Source organism: Tissierella sp. P1, from assembly GCF_002266425.1.
Classification (GTDB): Bacteria; Bacillota; Clostridia; order Tissierellales; family Tissierellaceae; genus Tissierella; species Tissierella carlieri.
The window spans coordinates 1-13331 of sequence record NZ_NPMN01000033.1 but is presented as its reverse complement, the minus strand read 5'-3'; the positions used below and the strand labels follow the sequence as shown (position 1 = coordinate 13331).

The 13331-nt window shown below is 32.9% G+C and carries 24 protein-coding genes; 3 read left to right on the top strand and 21 right to left on the bottom strand.

All coding sequences use genetic code 11. The features are described from left to right. Positions 1–2: 2 nt before the first annotated feature. The 21 genes from CIW83_RS18295 to CIW83_RS18210 form a co-directional block, all read right to left on the bottom strand. On the bottom strand, positions 3–266 hold the full coding sequence (locus CIW83_RS18295; protein WP_094903898.1) for a hypothetical protein: 264 nt from the start codon (positions 264–266) through the stop codon (positions 3–5). Further along, positions 266–790, bottom strand: coding sequence for a dUTP diphosphatase (locus CIW83_RS18290; protein WP_094903896.1), 525 nt, complete (start codon positions 788–790; stop codon positions 266–268). The genes CIW83_RS18295 and CIW83_RS18290 overlap by 1 nt, the downstream gene beginning before the upstream one ends. A 13-nt stretch (positions 791–803) precedes the next feature. After that, positions 804–1184, bottom strand: coding sequence for a hypothetical protein (locus tag CIW83_RS18285; RefSeq protein ID WP_094903894.1), 381 nt, complete (start codon positions 1182–1184; stop codon positions 804–806). Continuing rightward, on the bottom strand, positions 1181–1393 hold the full coding sequence (locus tag CIW83_RS22030; protein WP_143598592.1) for a hypothetical protein: 213 nt from the start codon (positions 1391–1393) through the stop codon (positions 1181–1183). Before CIW83_RS22030 ends, CIW83_RS18285 begins: the two co-directional genes overlap by 4 nt. Before the next feature lie 4 nt (positions 1394–1397). Next, positions 1398–1634, bottom strand: coding sequence for a hypothetical protein (locus tag CIW83_RS18280; RefSeq protein WP_094903892.1), 237 nt, complete (start codon positions 1632–1634; stop codon positions 1398–1400). Continuing rightward, a complete protein-coding gene (locus CIW83_RS18275) occupies positions 1627–1962 on the bottom strand; it encodes a hypothetical protein (protein WP_201260028.1) in 336 nt (111 codons plus the stop codon). Before CIW83_RS18275 ends, CIW83_RS18280 begins: the two co-directional genes overlap by 8 nt. Positions 1963–2089: 127 nt before the next feature. Next, positions 2090–3085: a site-specific DNA-methyltransferase gene (locus CIW83_RS18270; protein WP_094903957.1), complete on the bottom strand. Its 996-nt coding sequence runs from the start codon at positions 3083–3085 to the stop codon at positions 2090–2092. Positions 3086–3115: 30 nt separating this feature from the next. Next, complete coding sequence (locus tag CIW83_RS22375) at positions 3116–3286, bottom strand: hypothetical protein (RefSeq protein WP_158220172.1); 171 nt, start codon at positions 3284–3286, stop codon at positions 3116–3118. Between the two features lies 1 nt (position 3287). Then, entirely contained in the window at positions 3288–4157 is an 870-nt protein-coding gene (locus CIW83_RS18265) for a DNA cytosine methyltransferase (RefSeq protein WP_094903890.1), read from the bottom strand. A 2-nt stretch (positions 4158–4159) separates the two neighbouring features. Continuing rightward, on the bottom strand, positions 4160–4615 hold the full coding sequence (locus tag CIW83_RS18260) for a hypothetical protein (RefSeq protein ID WP_094903888.1): 456 nt from the start codon (positions 4613–4615) through the stop codon (positions 4160–4162). Continuing rightward, positions 4605–5588: a hypothetical protein gene (locus CIW83_RS18255; RefSeq protein ID WP_094903886.1), complete on the bottom strand. Its 984-nt coding sequence runs from the start codon at positions 5586–5588 to the stop codon at positions 4605–4607. The genes CIW83_RS18260 and CIW83_RS18255 overlap by 11 nt, the downstream gene beginning before the upstream one ends. Positions 5589–5628: 40 nt before the next feature. After that, complete coding sequence (locus CIW83_RS18250) at positions 5629–6177, bottom strand: hypothetical protein (protein WP_094903884.1); 549 nt, start codon at positions 6175–6177, stop codon at positions 5629–5631. Further along, positions 6178–6903, bottom strand: coding sequence for a host-nuclease inhibitor Gam family protein (locus CIW83_RS18245; protein ID WP_094903882.1), 726 nt, complete (start codon positions 6901–6903; stop codon positions 6178–6180). Beyond that, on the bottom strand, positions 6896–7153 hold the full coding sequence (locus CIW83_RS18240; RefSeq protein WP_094903880.1) for a hypothetical protein: 258 nt from the start codon (positions 7151–7153) through the stop codon (positions 6896–6898). Before CIW83_RS18240 ends, CIW83_RS18245 begins: the two co-directional genes overlap by 8 nt. Positions 7154–7287: 134 nt before the next feature. Next, complete coding sequence (locus CIW83_RS18235; RefSeq protein ID WP_094903878.1) at positions 7288–7668, bottom strand: hypothetical protein; 381 nt, start codon at positions 7666–7668, stop codon at positions 7288–7290. A gap of 154 nt (positions 7669–7822) precedes the next feature. After that, positions 7823–8068: a hypothetical protein gene (locus CIW83_RS18230; RefSeq protein ID WP_094903876.1), complete on the bottom strand. Its 246-nt coding sequence runs from the start codon at positions 8066–8068 to the stop codon at positions 7823–7825. Positions 8069–8311: 243 nt separating this feature from the next. Next, the gene (locus CIW83_RS18225) at positions 8312–8491 is read right to left on the bottom strand and encodes a hypothetical protein (protein ID WP_094903874.1); all 180 of its coding nucleotides are present in this window, start codon (positions 8489–8491) and stop codon (positions 8312–8314) included. Positions 8492–8494: 3 nt separating this feature from the next. Beyond that, on the bottom strand, positions 8495–8665 hold the full coding sequence (locus CIW83_RS22370; protein ID WP_158220171.1) for a hypothetical protein: 171 nt from the start codon (positions 8663–8665) through the stop codon (positions 8495–8497). Positions 8666–8969: 304 nt separating this feature from the next. Beyond that, a complete protein-coding gene (locus CIW83_RS18220) occupies positions 8970–9572 on the bottom strand; it encodes a hypothetical protein (protein ID WP_094903872.1) in 603 nt (200 codons plus the stop codon). Beyond that, on the bottom strand, positions 9573–10352 hold the full coding sequence (locus CIW83_RS18215) for a phage antirepressor KilAC domain-containing protein (protein ID WP_094903870.1): 780 nt from the start codon (positions 10350–10352) through the stop codon (positions 9573–9575). Between the two features lie 12 nt (positions 10353–10364). Then, a complete protein-coding gene (locus tag CIW83_RS18210) occupies positions 10365–10556 on the bottom strand; it encodes a helix-turn-helix domain-containing protein (RefSeq protein WP_094903868.1) in 192 nt (63 codons plus the stop codon). 278 nt (positions 10557–10834) lie between these two features. Here CIW83_RS18210 and CIW83_RS18205 point away from each other — a divergent pair, with 278 nt between their 5' ends. From CIW83_RS18205 to CIW83_RS18195, 3 genes are all read left to right on the top strand, one after another. After that, entirely contained in the window at positions 10835–11182 is a 348-nt protein-coding gene (locus CIW83_RS18205; RefSeq protein WP_094903866.1) for a helix-turn-helix domain-containing protein, read from the top strand. 414 nt (positions 11183–11596) lie between these two features. Further along, complete coding sequence (locus CIW83_RS18200) at positions 11597–11854, top strand: helix-turn-helix domain-containing protein (RefSeq protein ID WP_094903864.1); 258 nt, start codon at positions 11597–11599, stop codon at positions 11852–11854. A gap of 38 nt (positions 11855–11892) precedes the next feature. After that, complete coding sequence (locus CIW83_RS18195) at positions 11893–13239, top strand: recombinase family protein (RefSeq protein ID WP_094903862.1); 1347 nt, start codon at positions 11893–11895, stop codon at positions 13237–13239. The last annotated feature ends 92 nt before the right edge of the window (positions 13240–13331 follow it).

The window sequence follows — 13331 nt, the reverse complement described above, 5'->3', positions numbered from 1 at the left end:
ATTTAATCCCCTTTCTTTTCCCCACAAAATGGGCAATAGCTCATTGTAAAACTTGATACTTTTCTTTTAGTTGAAACTCTTCCTGATTTCGCTCTATGTTCCCATGAAACTTCTATCGGTAATACTATTTCAGTTTTGCAACTACTCATAAGAAAAGCCTTATTTGTAAATCCAACCTCGAAATCTTCTATTTCTTTAAATGTCTTGTTGTTTTCTTTTAAATGTTCTTTGTATCTTTGTTCTGTTTTTTCTATGCAATTACACATTAATATCCCTCCGCTTGCCTTCTATAATTTTCTTCATGTTTCTTCACGTAGGCTTGTTCTACTTCTTCATCTGTAAAGTCTAGTAACCACCCTATTACCCTAATGGCTTTCCCTGTTGATTCGTATTTATTTTCTGTTATATTTCCATATATTTCTAGTAACGTTTTAACAATTAATTCATTTCTGTTGAGGTTAAAACAACTCTCATTTTTTTGAATTACTTCAACAACTTTTTCCATTGATATTATAGTTATAGTTTCAAATCTTTTACCTGTCTGATTCCCTATAGATAAATAGAAGTGCCATATATCCGCTAATTCTTCTAATAATCTTTCTTTGCTTTCAGGTCCTTTTGTGCTCCAATGTTTGAAGCATCTAGTCGCATTAGCTAACTCCCCTACCTCTACTAATAAAGCTAATATTGTCTTGTCTAGTAATTCAGCTTCACTTATTGTTATGTTTCTATTCTTTATAATATAGTTATCTAATTCACTTTGCATTTTATATAATTTTTCTAAGTTCATTATTTATTCCTCCCTATCTAGTGCTTGTAATTATTCGCTTTATTCCTTCAATGCTTAAATCTGCAACCCATTTTTCGCCGCAATTATCGCATTCACATTCACAACTTTGCATATCATCTGTAAATTCCCATTCACTTAAATTTGACGTTCCACAAGCAGGGCATAACATTAAATCGTTGTCGATTAAAGTATCTGCGAACTCATGTAAATAATCGTCATGTTCAAATTCATCTACTAGGAATCTACATCTTAAACATAAACAATAATCATTAAAATCTCCTTCGTATATTCCTGTTTCTCTGCTGTATTCTTCACCTTTTTTAATCTTCTTTCCGCAATATTTGCAAGTATGCTCTTTTCTAGCTTTTCTTTTTACGCTATTCCAAAAGCTCACGCTATTCTCTCCCTTCTCACTCCGCACTCAGTGCAGAGGTTTATCGTTCTTCCTCTATACTTAGCTTTAATAGTTATATTTCCACATTCGTCACAATAATTATTTTTACTTATCTTTTTCATTAGTCTTTGCTGCTTCTTGTTTAATTTAAATAGACAATACATTTTCTTTATATCATCACATTTGCAATTAGTTCTATAGCAGTTCACTTCATCAACTCCAATCTAGCTTTTGACCGCATTTAGTACAATGTTTATAATATAAATCTAAATGCGCGCTACATGTACTACACTCTATAAAGTTATGATTTTTTCCGCTATTGTATGGCATGCCTTTCTTAGGTATCTGTTTTTCCAACGCTTCAATAATAGTTTCTATTTCTTCCTCGTTCCCTGTTGTTGCTATTTGTAACGCATACTCTATAGCTGATTCTATTTGTTCATTAGTCATATTTATCCCTCCATGCTTTGTATAATTTAAACCAATCGTCAGCCCTCATAGTAACAAACCATTCCTCGTAATTCTTTCTATGTGCAACTATAGGTATATCTTCTTCTTCCTTATCTCTTATAGCTTGTCTTATCGCATCAGATACGTTTAATCTTTCTACTCTTTTAACTTCTTGATGTATTCCAGGAAGTCCGATTACATCTTCGCCTTCTATTCCTGAATACTGTTGACCTCTCCTAGCATCTTCAAATCCTTGTTCTCTGCAAAACTTTGCCCATTCTCTTTCACCTTCCGCTCCTTTTCTTTTGCTATTTATCTTCTTAGCCATCTTCTTAATCTCCTTCTTGGTCGAATGATTATTCTATCCCATATATAAAACTTCAAGAACATTCCGTCATTTAAAGTTGTATTATTCCTCCAACTTCTCCATGCTTTTAACATTTGATCACCTTTCTTTAAATCATTTGTAATTGAACTTTATTAAGTCTATGTTTTTTTGCTATTTGTATATAATCCGAGTTTAACTCAAACCCTATATAGTTCCTTTGATTCCGAACTGCAACCATTGCTGTAGTTCCTGATCCCATGAATGGATCCAAAACAATACCTCCACTAGGGGAGCCAGCCAATACGCAAGGCTCAATTAATTCTGGTGGAAAAGTTGCGAAATGCGCTTCGGAAAATTTTGCTGTAGGTATAGTCCAAACAGTTCTCTTATTCCTGCCGATCGGAACCTCAATAGTCTTATCTTCTTCTCTTCTTCCAGAATTAGGATTGCCAATTATTCCTTTACTTCCCCTAACAGTAAATACCGCTTTCATGTTTCCGTTTAATTTGCTACCGCCATTTGCTCTACTTGATCCATTTTGCGAATCTATATCTTGCTGTAACCTCTGTATAGATGATTGTGCTAAAGGTTCCATTATTGCATCTTTATCATAGTAATAGTTTTTACTTTTAGATAATAAGAAAATATATTCATGGGCTTTTGTTGGCCTATCTTGCACACTTTCAGGCATGGGATTGGGCTTATTCCAAATAATATCCGATCTTAGATACCATCCATCCGCCCTTAATGCAAAGGCTACCATCCAGGGAATGCCTACAAGGTCTTTAGGTTTGAGACCATTAGGAGTTTTGGGGATTTTGCATTGTAAACTATCTTTTGTAGCTATATATGTTTCTTTCTGCCCTTTTCCTTCTTCCCATTGTCCTTTTCCACTACCTGCATAGCTATCGCCTAAATTTAACCATAATGTTCCTTCGTTTTTTAATACGCGCTTAACTTCTCTAAAGATTTCTACTATGCTTGAAACATATTCTTCTGGGGTTTCTTCTAATCCTAGTTGCCCATCTACTCCATAATCACGCAATCCCCAATATGGCGGAGAAGTTACACAAGTGTCTATGCTCTTATCTTTTAGTTTTTTTAATCCTTCACGACAATCCATGTTGTAGATTGTGTTTAGTTTTAATTCCACTTAATCACCTACCCCTAACACTTCCTTAGCTTTTCTCATAGCTTCATTTGGTGTACAATTATCCTCAAAGTATATTCTTGCTGCTTCTTTAGAAAACTCCAACGCTTCTTTATGTGATATTTTAGGATTATCTTTCTTTATATCTGCTGCTACTTTATATTTATCTATCATATTAAATTCCCCTTTCTATATCTGCTATCATTTTTAAGATAGGATATACTTGTTGTGGTACTACTGCATTGCCCAAGGCTATACTTCTGTCCACCCTATTGGAAATCCCATCATCCACTCCAAGAATTGGGGGTTCGGATACCTGCCAATAAGTTCGGGGGGCTTCTCTCCTATACTGCCCGGTATTGCTTTGCCCCTTGTTCCTTTTTTCTCCGATGGACTTAATTTCCTTATCTTTTTGTAACTCTGACTTGCTGTAGGAGTTGAATAGTAGTGCCTTATAAAATCTCTCAAATTGTTCCTCTCGTTCCTCCCTGCTTTCATAGAAGCTTCTGGAGTTCTGCCCCCCTTGTGATCTGAAGCTGTTGGAGTGGGCAACAATGAATATCCTTTCTCTTTTGTGAGGGGCATCAACCCATTCAGCCCCATAACTACACCATCCTGCATTGTACCCCATCTCGGCCAAGTCATTGAGAATTCCTCCAAAGAACCGTCCATCTTCGGTTGTAAGTAACCCTGGTACATTTTCGCCCAAAACCCATTTTGGTGTAATTTCGCTAATGATTCTTGCATATTCCCCCCATAGATCACGTTCATCATTAGAACCTTCACGTTTTCCTGCAACGCTATGAGGTTGACAAGGAAATCCTCCGCTAAGTAAGCTGATATTTTTAATTCCTCTTTCTCTGACAGACTTAGCTGTGACATCTCTTACATCCCTCCATCTTGGTATATTGGGCCAATGTTTTTCCAACACTTTAGTCGGAAAGTCAGCATATTCGCATTGTCCAACTGTTTCAAATCCTGCCCATTCTGCTGCTAAATCTATTCCTCCTATACCAGTAAATAGGCTAAAATGTGTTAGTTTCATAATTAAATCTCCTTAACCTTATATTCACCTGTCAAGAAATCAGCTTTTAAGAAACTTTCACTGTATCCTAGTTTGTGTTTAAACAGTATATGAGTTTTATAATCTCGAATCATAGTTCCTTCAAAGCAAAGGTCATAAACCTTTTTATAATTTCTTCTTAGGTATATTTTGTACTGCTTATCCTTTACTAGTTTTACTTTACTTATGTCTAGACCTTCTACCTTTTCATTCATCACTCTTTCAAAAGCTTCCTGCTCTCTTTTCATTTTCTCTTCCATTTTGCTTTTATAATTTTTATTGCTTTTGTATTTTCCTGTTTTATATTTCTTTTTATAATTTTCATTTATGCAGTATTTGCACTTAGAATTTAATCCGTCTTTACAAGTTTTAGCTTTATGGAAGTACATTGTTGTTGCAGGGTATTCTTCTCCACATTTAGTACAAGTTTTAACTTTCATTTGCCCCTTTCATCCTTTCTAAGAACTCTCTTTTTTTTCTGTCTGCTATATCGTCTACTTTTTTATCTAGTTCTTCCTCTGTGTAATTATCTGACCTTTGTTGAAAGTTATGGAATCTATTTTTACTTTTAGTAGTAGTTACACTTTGATTAGGTGTTTTATTAAATTCTTTCTTTAAGAAGTTTTGCTTTGCTACATCTGAATTTTCAAATTGTTTTAATCCTCTTTGTAGGAAATCTTCTAAAGACCATTTATAAGTGAAATAATATTTTTCGTCATTTACTATCTCTGCATAAGTAGATATTATTTCTTTTAAAGTTTCTACATCATAATCTTTTAGAGTAGATTTTATTTTAGTTTTCATTTTATCTGTTAGCTTTTTATGTTTGATTATTTCTTTTGAGTTCCAAAATTCATAGAGGTCAGTATATATATCTTTATTATCATTATTGTCATTATTATCATTATTGTTTGTGTGTTTCTGCGATTTTTCTGTGATGTTTCTCTGTCGTTTCTTTATTTCTTCAAACCCACCTAGATTGCTATTGTCAATGCTTCCAACTGTCGTTTCTCTGTCGTTTTTTTTAGACTTTTTTTCGATTTCTGAAAAAGTGCCTGTCGTTTCACTGTCGTTTTCGCTGTCTTTCAATATCTGATAATCATTGTAATTTACTACTGTTAAGGTGGTTTTTTTACTGTCGCTTTTTGCAATCAACATATTTTCATTTTCTAACAGTTCTAAAAAACCTCTAACTTTTGTATTAGACCAACCCCACCTCTCACATAGTTGTCTTATAGATGTAATTCTGCTTCCTCTTTTGACTTCGACTAACTCATTACTAAAAGGTATTTTTTTGTCTTCATGATTCACCATCAGTAATATGTCAATCCATGCTTGGCCTTTTGAGAAAGGTTTATCTTCCCATATCCAGTTTTCTTGTATTTTTCTATGAATACTTATCCAACCCGACAATTTTTATCACCTTCTTTAAATACCAGGGGCTGAATCGCCCCTATTCCTTCAAATTTTCATATCCATCGCAAATAGTATCATATTCTTCTTTTGTCAACTCTTTTACATCTTTATTAAATCTTCTACGTATGTGATCTTTTACTGTCTCTGCATCCATATCAACTGATTTAGCTATAGCATAAAGTCTCTTAATCTGCTTGTCCGATAGATTACCTTTAGGTTGTATCGGCTCCGTTGGTTGAGTTTTTTCATCTTCTCCTAATTCTTCTATAGCTGTCATACCTACATTAGTTAAATCTCTTAATGCTCTAGCTTTTGCCCTGGTAGATGCCATTCTTATTATGTGAGGTTTTATCATTGAATTGGTAGAATTAGGTCCTGCATCTCCTATGTCTTGAAATATTCCATTTTCTGTCTTAGCTGTAGCCTTGCATATAGCTGTCATATCATTTTCTTTAGAAGGTATCTGTATAATCTCAACAAACATACTCAACAATCCTTTTTGGTGTGCCAAATCTAAAAGACCTTCATAAGTTACGAATTGTTTCCCTTTTAAATCGACTATAAATCTTTCATCAATCTTACTCATTTACTCCACCACCTTGATAGAGATAGAATCAGGTTGTTCCGTTACTGTTATCCCTTCTATAACTTGTCCCTTATAAACTATCGCTTGTTTGTGATGAACATATTCAATCCATCTACCTTCTAGTTCTCCGGTCTCTACATTTACAAAGTTACTGTTTTGGAATTCATCAACTCCGATAAACTTAACATTATTCACGATACTGCCATCTAAAGAAACAACATCTTTTAATATCTCAACTGATTTTTTAAGTTCTGCCTTTTCAACTTCTACTACTTCCTTAGTTCTAATCAAGTGACTTATTCCCATATCTTTTAAGCTTTCGATTACTTTTTCATCTTCATAAGTCCATTTATCTTGTTGCTTCCTGCTACTTACCTTCCCATATGGAGTAGATAGTTTAAATTTAGGATCTAATTCTCTTTGCTCTCTATAATATTGCTCTAGTGAGAAGTTAAAGAAGTTTATTGACCTATCGAAACTCTTTATTTCTTCGTCTTTCCATTCATTTATTTTAGCTATCATTGATTCGTAAGGCTCTATTTCTTCTTGCGCTATTCTTTCTATATCTTTTATCTTTGCTTCTATAGCGTTTAACTTTTTAAAGGCTCTGACGGCTCCGTCTAAATCTAATATTTTATATTTATAATCAGTGAACTTCTCTGTGTCCTCTGCATTTTGTATAATTTCCTCTATATCTTCCAATTCTAGTTCTTGTAATTTATTCATTTATATATAACCTCCTAATAGCATTTTTTATATTTGGCCTTGTATCTTCTAAACATATTTCTTCCGTTTTTTCTTCTTTTAATATTGCTTTTTTATATTCTTCTTCTGTGATTTTATCTACATTAATTTTTCCGTCATATTTACTTGTGTATGATTTTTCTATTAAGTAATATATTTTATCTCCGTCTATGATTTTAAAATAAATTGTTCTCACTAACTTTAAAGGACTTCGTTCTAATCTATCAAACACTCTCAATCAATCCTTTCTTCTACAATCAGAATTAACTCGTTTATTTCGCTCAAAATGGTTTTAAGTCTATTGAGCAACCTTCTGTAATCATCTTTATCTATTAAAGTGACTTGTTTTGCCATAAGCTTGTCCTCCTATTCGATGTACCATTTACCTTCTAGCAATATTTTTGCTATCTCCCTACTGTCGAATTCCTCGTCTAAATCTCTTAATATTCCACTTAATGAGCGAACGGCGTAAATTCTTTCTCTAGCTTCATCATGTAATGAAATTCTCGTATGAAGGTTGTTACTAACTCTTTCTAGTACTTCCATAAAATTAACTGGTTCTTTTACTTCTTCCCATTCACTATCTCTTTTATCTATAAAACCTATTTCCATTTTTTGTCCTCTCTGGAACTCACCGCGCCATACGATCATTCCACCCTCTACTGTTACGTAAGAATTTAATTCTTTACGTCTAAACTTCTTATTTGGATTCTCCGTTAATTCCTTTATTACTTCCCAAGTTTTCATTTACTTTTTATCTCCTTCCGTGGTATAATAACCTAAATATGTTTTTATTTATGTTGACCTTTTCTAGTTCCCGCTAGAGAGGTCTTTTTTTATGAGATATTCATTATCTTCATATAGCCTAAAAGGCATTATCATTATTTCTACACCTCCCGCTTTAATCGTACATGCCTGTAAATATCAATATATCATCTGTCCATGAGGTACATGGCGGCTCTATAGGTACGCCATTTCCACTAGAAGTAAATCCACCATTACAATCATTTTTGTACAGTGGGCAATTGTCACAACCGTCTATATCTTTAGGGTATATGTCTTCTGTAATATCCCCACTACCACATCTAGGGCAACTGTCCTCTTCCCATTCTTTGAATATCTCACTACACTCATTACATTTAAACATTTGATCCCTCCTATTTTTTATTTTTAGATACCGTATAAGATACTGCATAACCTATAATCACTAAGCCGAATATTATTATTGATATTATTTCTGATGCTAGTTTAAATTTAAAATATGATTCCATTACTCACCCTCGCTTTTCTTGACTATATATACCTTCCCGTCTATCACGTATATTTCATTTAACAAATCATTAAGGCAAACTTTATTGTCATTTTTGATTGTTTTCACCCTCTACACCTCCTACCATTCTCTAACTAAGAATACTTGTCCTTTTCTGCTTTCTAAATATTCCAAAGTATCATCTAAGGTTAATTCTCTTTCGTCTTTTCGGTGATAATCCGCTATATTATCCGATATACATATCAATAATGAATGTAAATTTTCGCTTGATATTTCAGCGACTACTTTTGGGGTTTTCATCTTCTACACCTCCTCATTTTCAAACTTTCTAACAACTTCAATTCTCCTTTTCAACTCTCTTATTTCATTTCTGAATTCGCTGTCAAGATTATATTCGGGCAAAACACCATCTATAAAATCCTCAACTTGACCGATTAGAAATTCTACAGCCATTTTGTATTTACTACCTTCCATCTTCTACACCTCCCCTCTAAACACTTCTATGAATACTCTTTTTACATCCTTTGCTTGTCCATATAAGACATATAAGAGTATACCTATAGGAATGATTAGGCTTGTACCATTAAAGTTCTTGAAAACGATTGTGGCGATTATAAGGCATATTAGATTTAGCATTGGTCTTCACCTTCTAAAAAGAGATTAACTTGCTTTTTTAATTTCTTTAGTTGATTTGTCATTGATACTCTCCTTCTTTATTAATCTATCTATCACTTTCACTATGACAATATATGCATCTATAGTCCCCATAGTAACCCTCCTACTTAACTACTTTCAAATATCTAGGCCTAGGCTTAGAAACTTTGGTTGTTTTTCCTTCTTTATCAATCAAAAACTTATTCCCTTTATCATCTTCATGCATTGTATATGTCTTAATTCCATTATCTGATGCCCATTCTTCTATTAAAGAAGGTTGCCCTTCTAACCTTCTCAAATCACTTATACAACTCATGTTTTCTACCATAAATTCAGTTATGTCCCAGTTGTGATATTCCCAAAGAAAATTGAATACTTCTTCTTCTGTACCTATTGGCTTGTCCTTATCTAAAGAATCGATATATCTCTTAGTATAGAAATAATCTTTCATTTCCCATTTATGACCTTTGTATTCCTTAAATATAGGAAATATATTTACAAATTCATTTGGTGTTAACAACCCTATAATACTGTTAATAAAAGATATTAATTGAAACCTTTCTATCACTGTTTCCAAAGTTTCGTTTTGTTCTTTGTGAAATCTGTTTATTGTTTTAACTCCATAAAACACAAGCTTTTTAACAGTATCTTTCTCTTTTCCTTCTTCTTTCTGATAATTTTCAAGATTATCTATGAAATTTTTAAAATACAATAATTGTTTCTCCATTTAAGCACCTTCCTCTATCAATAAATCTTTGATGGTTAAGCCTTTGGCTCTGTATTCAGCAAACTTCTTTATAAAATACATTTGCCCTCTCCCATTTACTTTAGGTGTATTTTTAACTGATGTTCTGTCCGTATGCTGTATTGTTCTCTTAGTAACCTTAAACAAATGTTCATATTTCTTAGTTGGCAAGTTATACATATCCCCAGCTTTCTTGCATAAATAACCATGCATTCTTAAATACTCGAACAATTGATTCTGCCCTATTTCAAACCCGTGTTGAGTTAATATCAAAGCCATTTCTTTTACAAGGATTACATCCTCGGAATTTTCCACTGCTTCTGCAAACAAAACCTTAGGCTTGTCCTGTTCAATCTTGCCTTCAAGTTGAATAATATTGTTTTTATACTCAAGCATTTTTTCATCTGCCATTTTTAACGCTCTTGCCATTATTACTTCAGGACTATTCCATTTCTTTTCCAGTTCGATTAAATACTGTCTTACTATCTTTCCTTTTTCTGATTTCTGCAACATGGCTAATTCTTTGCCCATATCTATAGTTATTTCGTAATCTATTAATTTTCTCTTACCGCCAAATATAGTTACGTCATCGACAAATCTTTCGATTACGCGAAAATCAAGGTTTTCAACGAATCCATATTCTTTATAATGGTTAAACCACTTACTAAATTCCGTATAAGGTTTGCCTAAAAACTCCCATAAATCCCTTGCACTTGTTGTGTACCTATCATTTTGATAATTTATTTTTATTAGTTCATTCATTTGCCGTCCCTCCTAACTCGCTTGTTCCATTCCTAAAGCTTGTACTATTCTTTTTCTTTGCTTTGCTCCTTTTCTAGTTCCTCGTAATATATCAGATAGATAAGTCACTGATATACCTAACTCCTTTGCTAAAGAAGTCATCGTAATACCTTTTTTTAACATTACACCTCTTACTTCTACTCCGAAATCTGAATAATTCTGCATTTTGCCACCTCCCTTGTCGATAATTATTTTGAGTAAATTTCAGCTAAATCCTTGACAAAGTTCCGAAAATATTCTAAACTAAGATAGTAAGCAAAACCGAATACATCGTTGGGGAACGATTTGAAAAAGGGATTTAATTATACCTTCGGTTTTTTGTTGTCTTTTTTGGCTTTTGTATTAGCTGTTATGAATAGTATATCGTCATATTTTCCGAATGTCAATATGATTTTCGTCATATTTTCAAAATAAATCGTAAAATTTTCTGAAAGGATGATAAAATGGGCGTTTATGACAGAATAAAAAATCTTTGTAAACAAAACAATATTAGTGTTTTGAAAATGGAAACAGAATTAGAATTCACTAGCGGAACAGTTAGTAAGTGGAATAAACACAAACCATCATATGATCGAGTTCGAAAGGTAGCGGATTACTTTAATGTTTCTGTAGAACATATCCTAGGAGAAGAACAAAAAGAAACCCCTTCATTATTAGAAGGAGCAAATGAAAATACCTTGACGTTCTTTAAAGAACTAGAAAAGATGGGACTATTTAGTGAAGATATGAGTATGGAAGAACAAGAATACCTAATAAACATAATAAAAGTTGCTATGAAAAAACCTAACTAGGTAGGTCTTTCCGTACCAACTTTTTTTCTATCTTTTTTAGTAATATATGTAATTCTTCTTCCGTTAGTTGATTTAATAGTTCTATTATTTCATTCATCATATATCCCCCTTTTTAGCCAAACTAATGTTCAAACATACGTTCTTATTATATTGTACTACTGAATGGGAAAATATTCAAGGTCAAAAAAGTATCATTACGTTAATTCGATTATACAAGCTTGTTTAAGAATCGTCAAGCCTTTGGAAATGCTAAGGTTCATTACTCAACTAACTACCCACAAGTGCGTAGTTAGTTAAATTAATAGTGTATCGTTTAAGTGTAATTTGAGTATCGTTTTACAAATTTATGGTAAAAAATACCACTCACAAGTGAGTGGTTCCTTTGGTACAATCGTATTGAAGGAGTGTCGAACTATGTCGAATATAGTCGGAAAACGTCTAAAATTGTTGAGAAATGTCGGAAGATTTTCACAAAAAGATTTCGCTAACTACTTAGGAGTGAGTATAAGAAGTTACGAAAGGTGGGAACAGGGGTTAAACATCCCTGATACAAATAACTTAATTAAAATGGCTGATAAGCTTAATGTAAATATAGATTTCGTACTAGGTAGAACTGATATATTAATGATTCATTATAAGTACATAGAAGATTATTTTATAAACTTAGAATAATAAACATAAGCAATTAAATAAAACAAGAAGGTGATTAAGTGATAAAAGCCGCTATTTATATACGCGTAAGTACACTAGAGCAAGCCAAAGAAGGTTTCAGTATAGCAGCTCAGAAAGATCGTTTAATAAGCTATTGTAAGGCTAAAGGGTGGACTATACAAGATATCTATGTAGATGATGGATACACTGGGACCAATACTGATAGACCAGCCTTGCAATCCTTGTTGAAAAATATGAATAAATTTAATATTGTTTTAGTGTACAAGTTGGATAGATTATCAAGAAGTCAAATGGATGTATTGAGATTAGTAGAAGGGGAATTTTTAAAAAACAATATAGATTTCGTAAGTCTATTAGAGTCATTTGATACATCTACCCCTTTTGGTAGAGCTATGCTAGGCATATTGGCTGTATTCGCTCAATTAGAGAGAGAAACCATTATAGAAAGAACTAAACTCGGAAAGGAAAGAAGGGCAAAAGAAGGTTATTGGAGGGGTGGCGGAAACGTGCCTATAGGCTATAATTTTATCAACGATGAATTAGTTATAGATGATTATGAATCCATGCAAGTAAAAAAGGTATACGAGTTATATTTGGAAGGCAAGGGTGCCGATGCCATAGCTGATTATATGACTAGAAAAGGGTATAAAAATAACAATGGCTATAACTGGAACTCCTTACAAGTTATTAGAGTGCTTAGCAACCCTACTTACACTGGAATAGTAGAATATAATGGAAATCAGTACGAAGGACTGCATAAGCCTATAATAAGTAAGGAAACTTTTGAAATGATTCAGAGTATAATGAAGAGTAGGAAGCAAAAACCCAAGTCCACAAAATATTTACTAGGTGGAATTGTTTATTGTGCATACTGTGGTGCAAGATTGAGAGCTACATGGGCAAATGCTAAAGAAGACGGAAGCAAGGATCATTATTATAATTGTTATTCACTTACAGGTCCTAAGAGAATGGCTAAAAGTGATAATTGCCCAGGAAGACATTGGAAGGCTAATGAACTGGAAGGCGAAATAATTAGACAGCTAAGCGACAAGGAACTGAATGTTGAAAGATTAAAAAAAGCATATGAAATTGAAAAAAAGCATCTTGTTGAAAAAGCGAATAATCAAGACATCATCTTAAATAAAATTAGAGATATCGATAATAGCATTGACAAGTTTATGAAATTATATCAAGATGATAAAATTCCCGCAAGTGTTATTTCGGAAAGAATTGATAAATTATATAGAGAAAAAATAGCATTGGAACAATCTGTTTTAGGAGAATCAGAAAATCCAATAGAAGATAATTTTGAAACATACTTATTATGCTTCAAAATTTTGAAGCCATATGGCAAGAGACTACCTTTGAAGAAAAAAGAACAATAATAACTTCATTAATTAAGAGAATTGATGTAGGAAATACGCTCAATGAAGTAACTATCACATGGAATGAATTATGGTAATTAGTAACAATGGTT

Coding starts and splice junctions, on each gene's coding strand:
- CIW83_RS18245 (WP_094903882.1), bottom strand. CDS start 6,903: ATGAATAAATTACAAGAACTAGAATTGGAAGATATAGAGGAAATTATA.
- CIW83_RS18295 (WP_094903898.1), bottom strand. CDS start 266: ATGTGTAATTGCATAGAAAAAACAGAACAAAGATACAAAGAACATTTA.
- CIW83_RS18280 (WP_094903892.1), bottom strand. CDS start 1,634: ATGACTAATGAACAAATAGAATCAGCTATAGAGTATGCGTTACAAATA.
- CIW83_RS18235 (WP_094903878.1), bottom strand. CDS start 7,668: ATGAAAACTTGGGAAGTAATAAAGGAATTAACGGAGAATCCAAATAAG.
- CIW83_RS22375 (WP_158220172.1), bottom strand. CDS start 3,286: ATGATAGATAAATATAAAGTAGCAGCAGATATAAAGAAAGATAATCCT.
- CIW83_RS18275 (WP_201260028.1), bottom strand. CDS start 1,962: ATGGCTAAGAAGATAAATAGCAAAAGAAAAGGAGCGGAAGGTGAAAGA.
- CIW83_RS18265 (WP_094903890.1), bottom strand. CDS start 4,157: ATGAAACTAACACATTTTAGCCTATTTACTGGTATAGGAGGAATAGAT.
- CIW83_RS18290 (WP_094903896.1), bottom strand. CDS start 790: ATGAACTTAGAAAAATTATATAAAATGCAAAGTGAATTAGATAACTAT.
- CIW83_RS18215 (WP_094903870.1), bottom strand. CDS start 10,352: ATGAATGAACTAATAAAAATAAATTATCAAAATGATAGGTACACAACA.
- CIW83_RS18210 (WP_094903868.1), bottom strand. CDS start 10,556: ATGCAGAATTATTCAGATTTCGGAGTAGAAGTAAGAGGTGTAATGTTA.
- CIW83_RS18205 (WP_094903866.1), top strand. CDS start 10,835: ATGGGCGTTTATGACAGAATAAAAAATCTTTGTAAACAAAACAATATT.
- CIW83_RS18230 (WP_094903876.1), bottom strand. CDS start 8,068: ATGTTTAAATGTAATGAGTGTAGTGAGATATTCAAAGAATGGGAAGAG.
- CIW83_RS18225 (WP_094903874.1), bottom strand. CDS start 8,491: ATGAAAACCCCAAAAGTAGTCGCTGAAATATCAAGCGAAAATTTACAT.
- CIW83_RS18260 (WP_094903888.1), bottom strand. CDS start 4,615: ATGAAAGTTAAAACTTGTACTAAATGTGGAGAAGAATACCCTGCAACA.
- CIW83_RS22370 (WP_158220171.1), bottom strand. CDS start 8,665: ATGGAAGGTAGTAAATACAAAATGGCTGTAGAATTTCTAATCGGTCAA.
- CIW83_RS18250 (WP_094903884.1), bottom strand. CDS start 6,177: ATGAGTAAGATTGATGAAAGATTTATAGTCGATTTAAAAGGGAAACAA.
- CIW83_RS18200 (WP_094903864.1), top strand. CDS start 11,597: ATGTCGAATATAGTCGGAAAACGTCTAAAATTGTTGAGAAATGTCGGA.
- CIW83_RS18220 (WP_094903872.1), bottom strand. CDS start 9,572: ATGGAGAAACAATTATTGTATTTTAAAAATTTCATAGATAATCTTGAA.
- CIW83_RS18270 (WP_094903957.1), bottom strand. CDS start 3,085: ATGGATTGTCGTGAAGGATTAAAAAAACTAAAAGATAAGAGCATAGAC.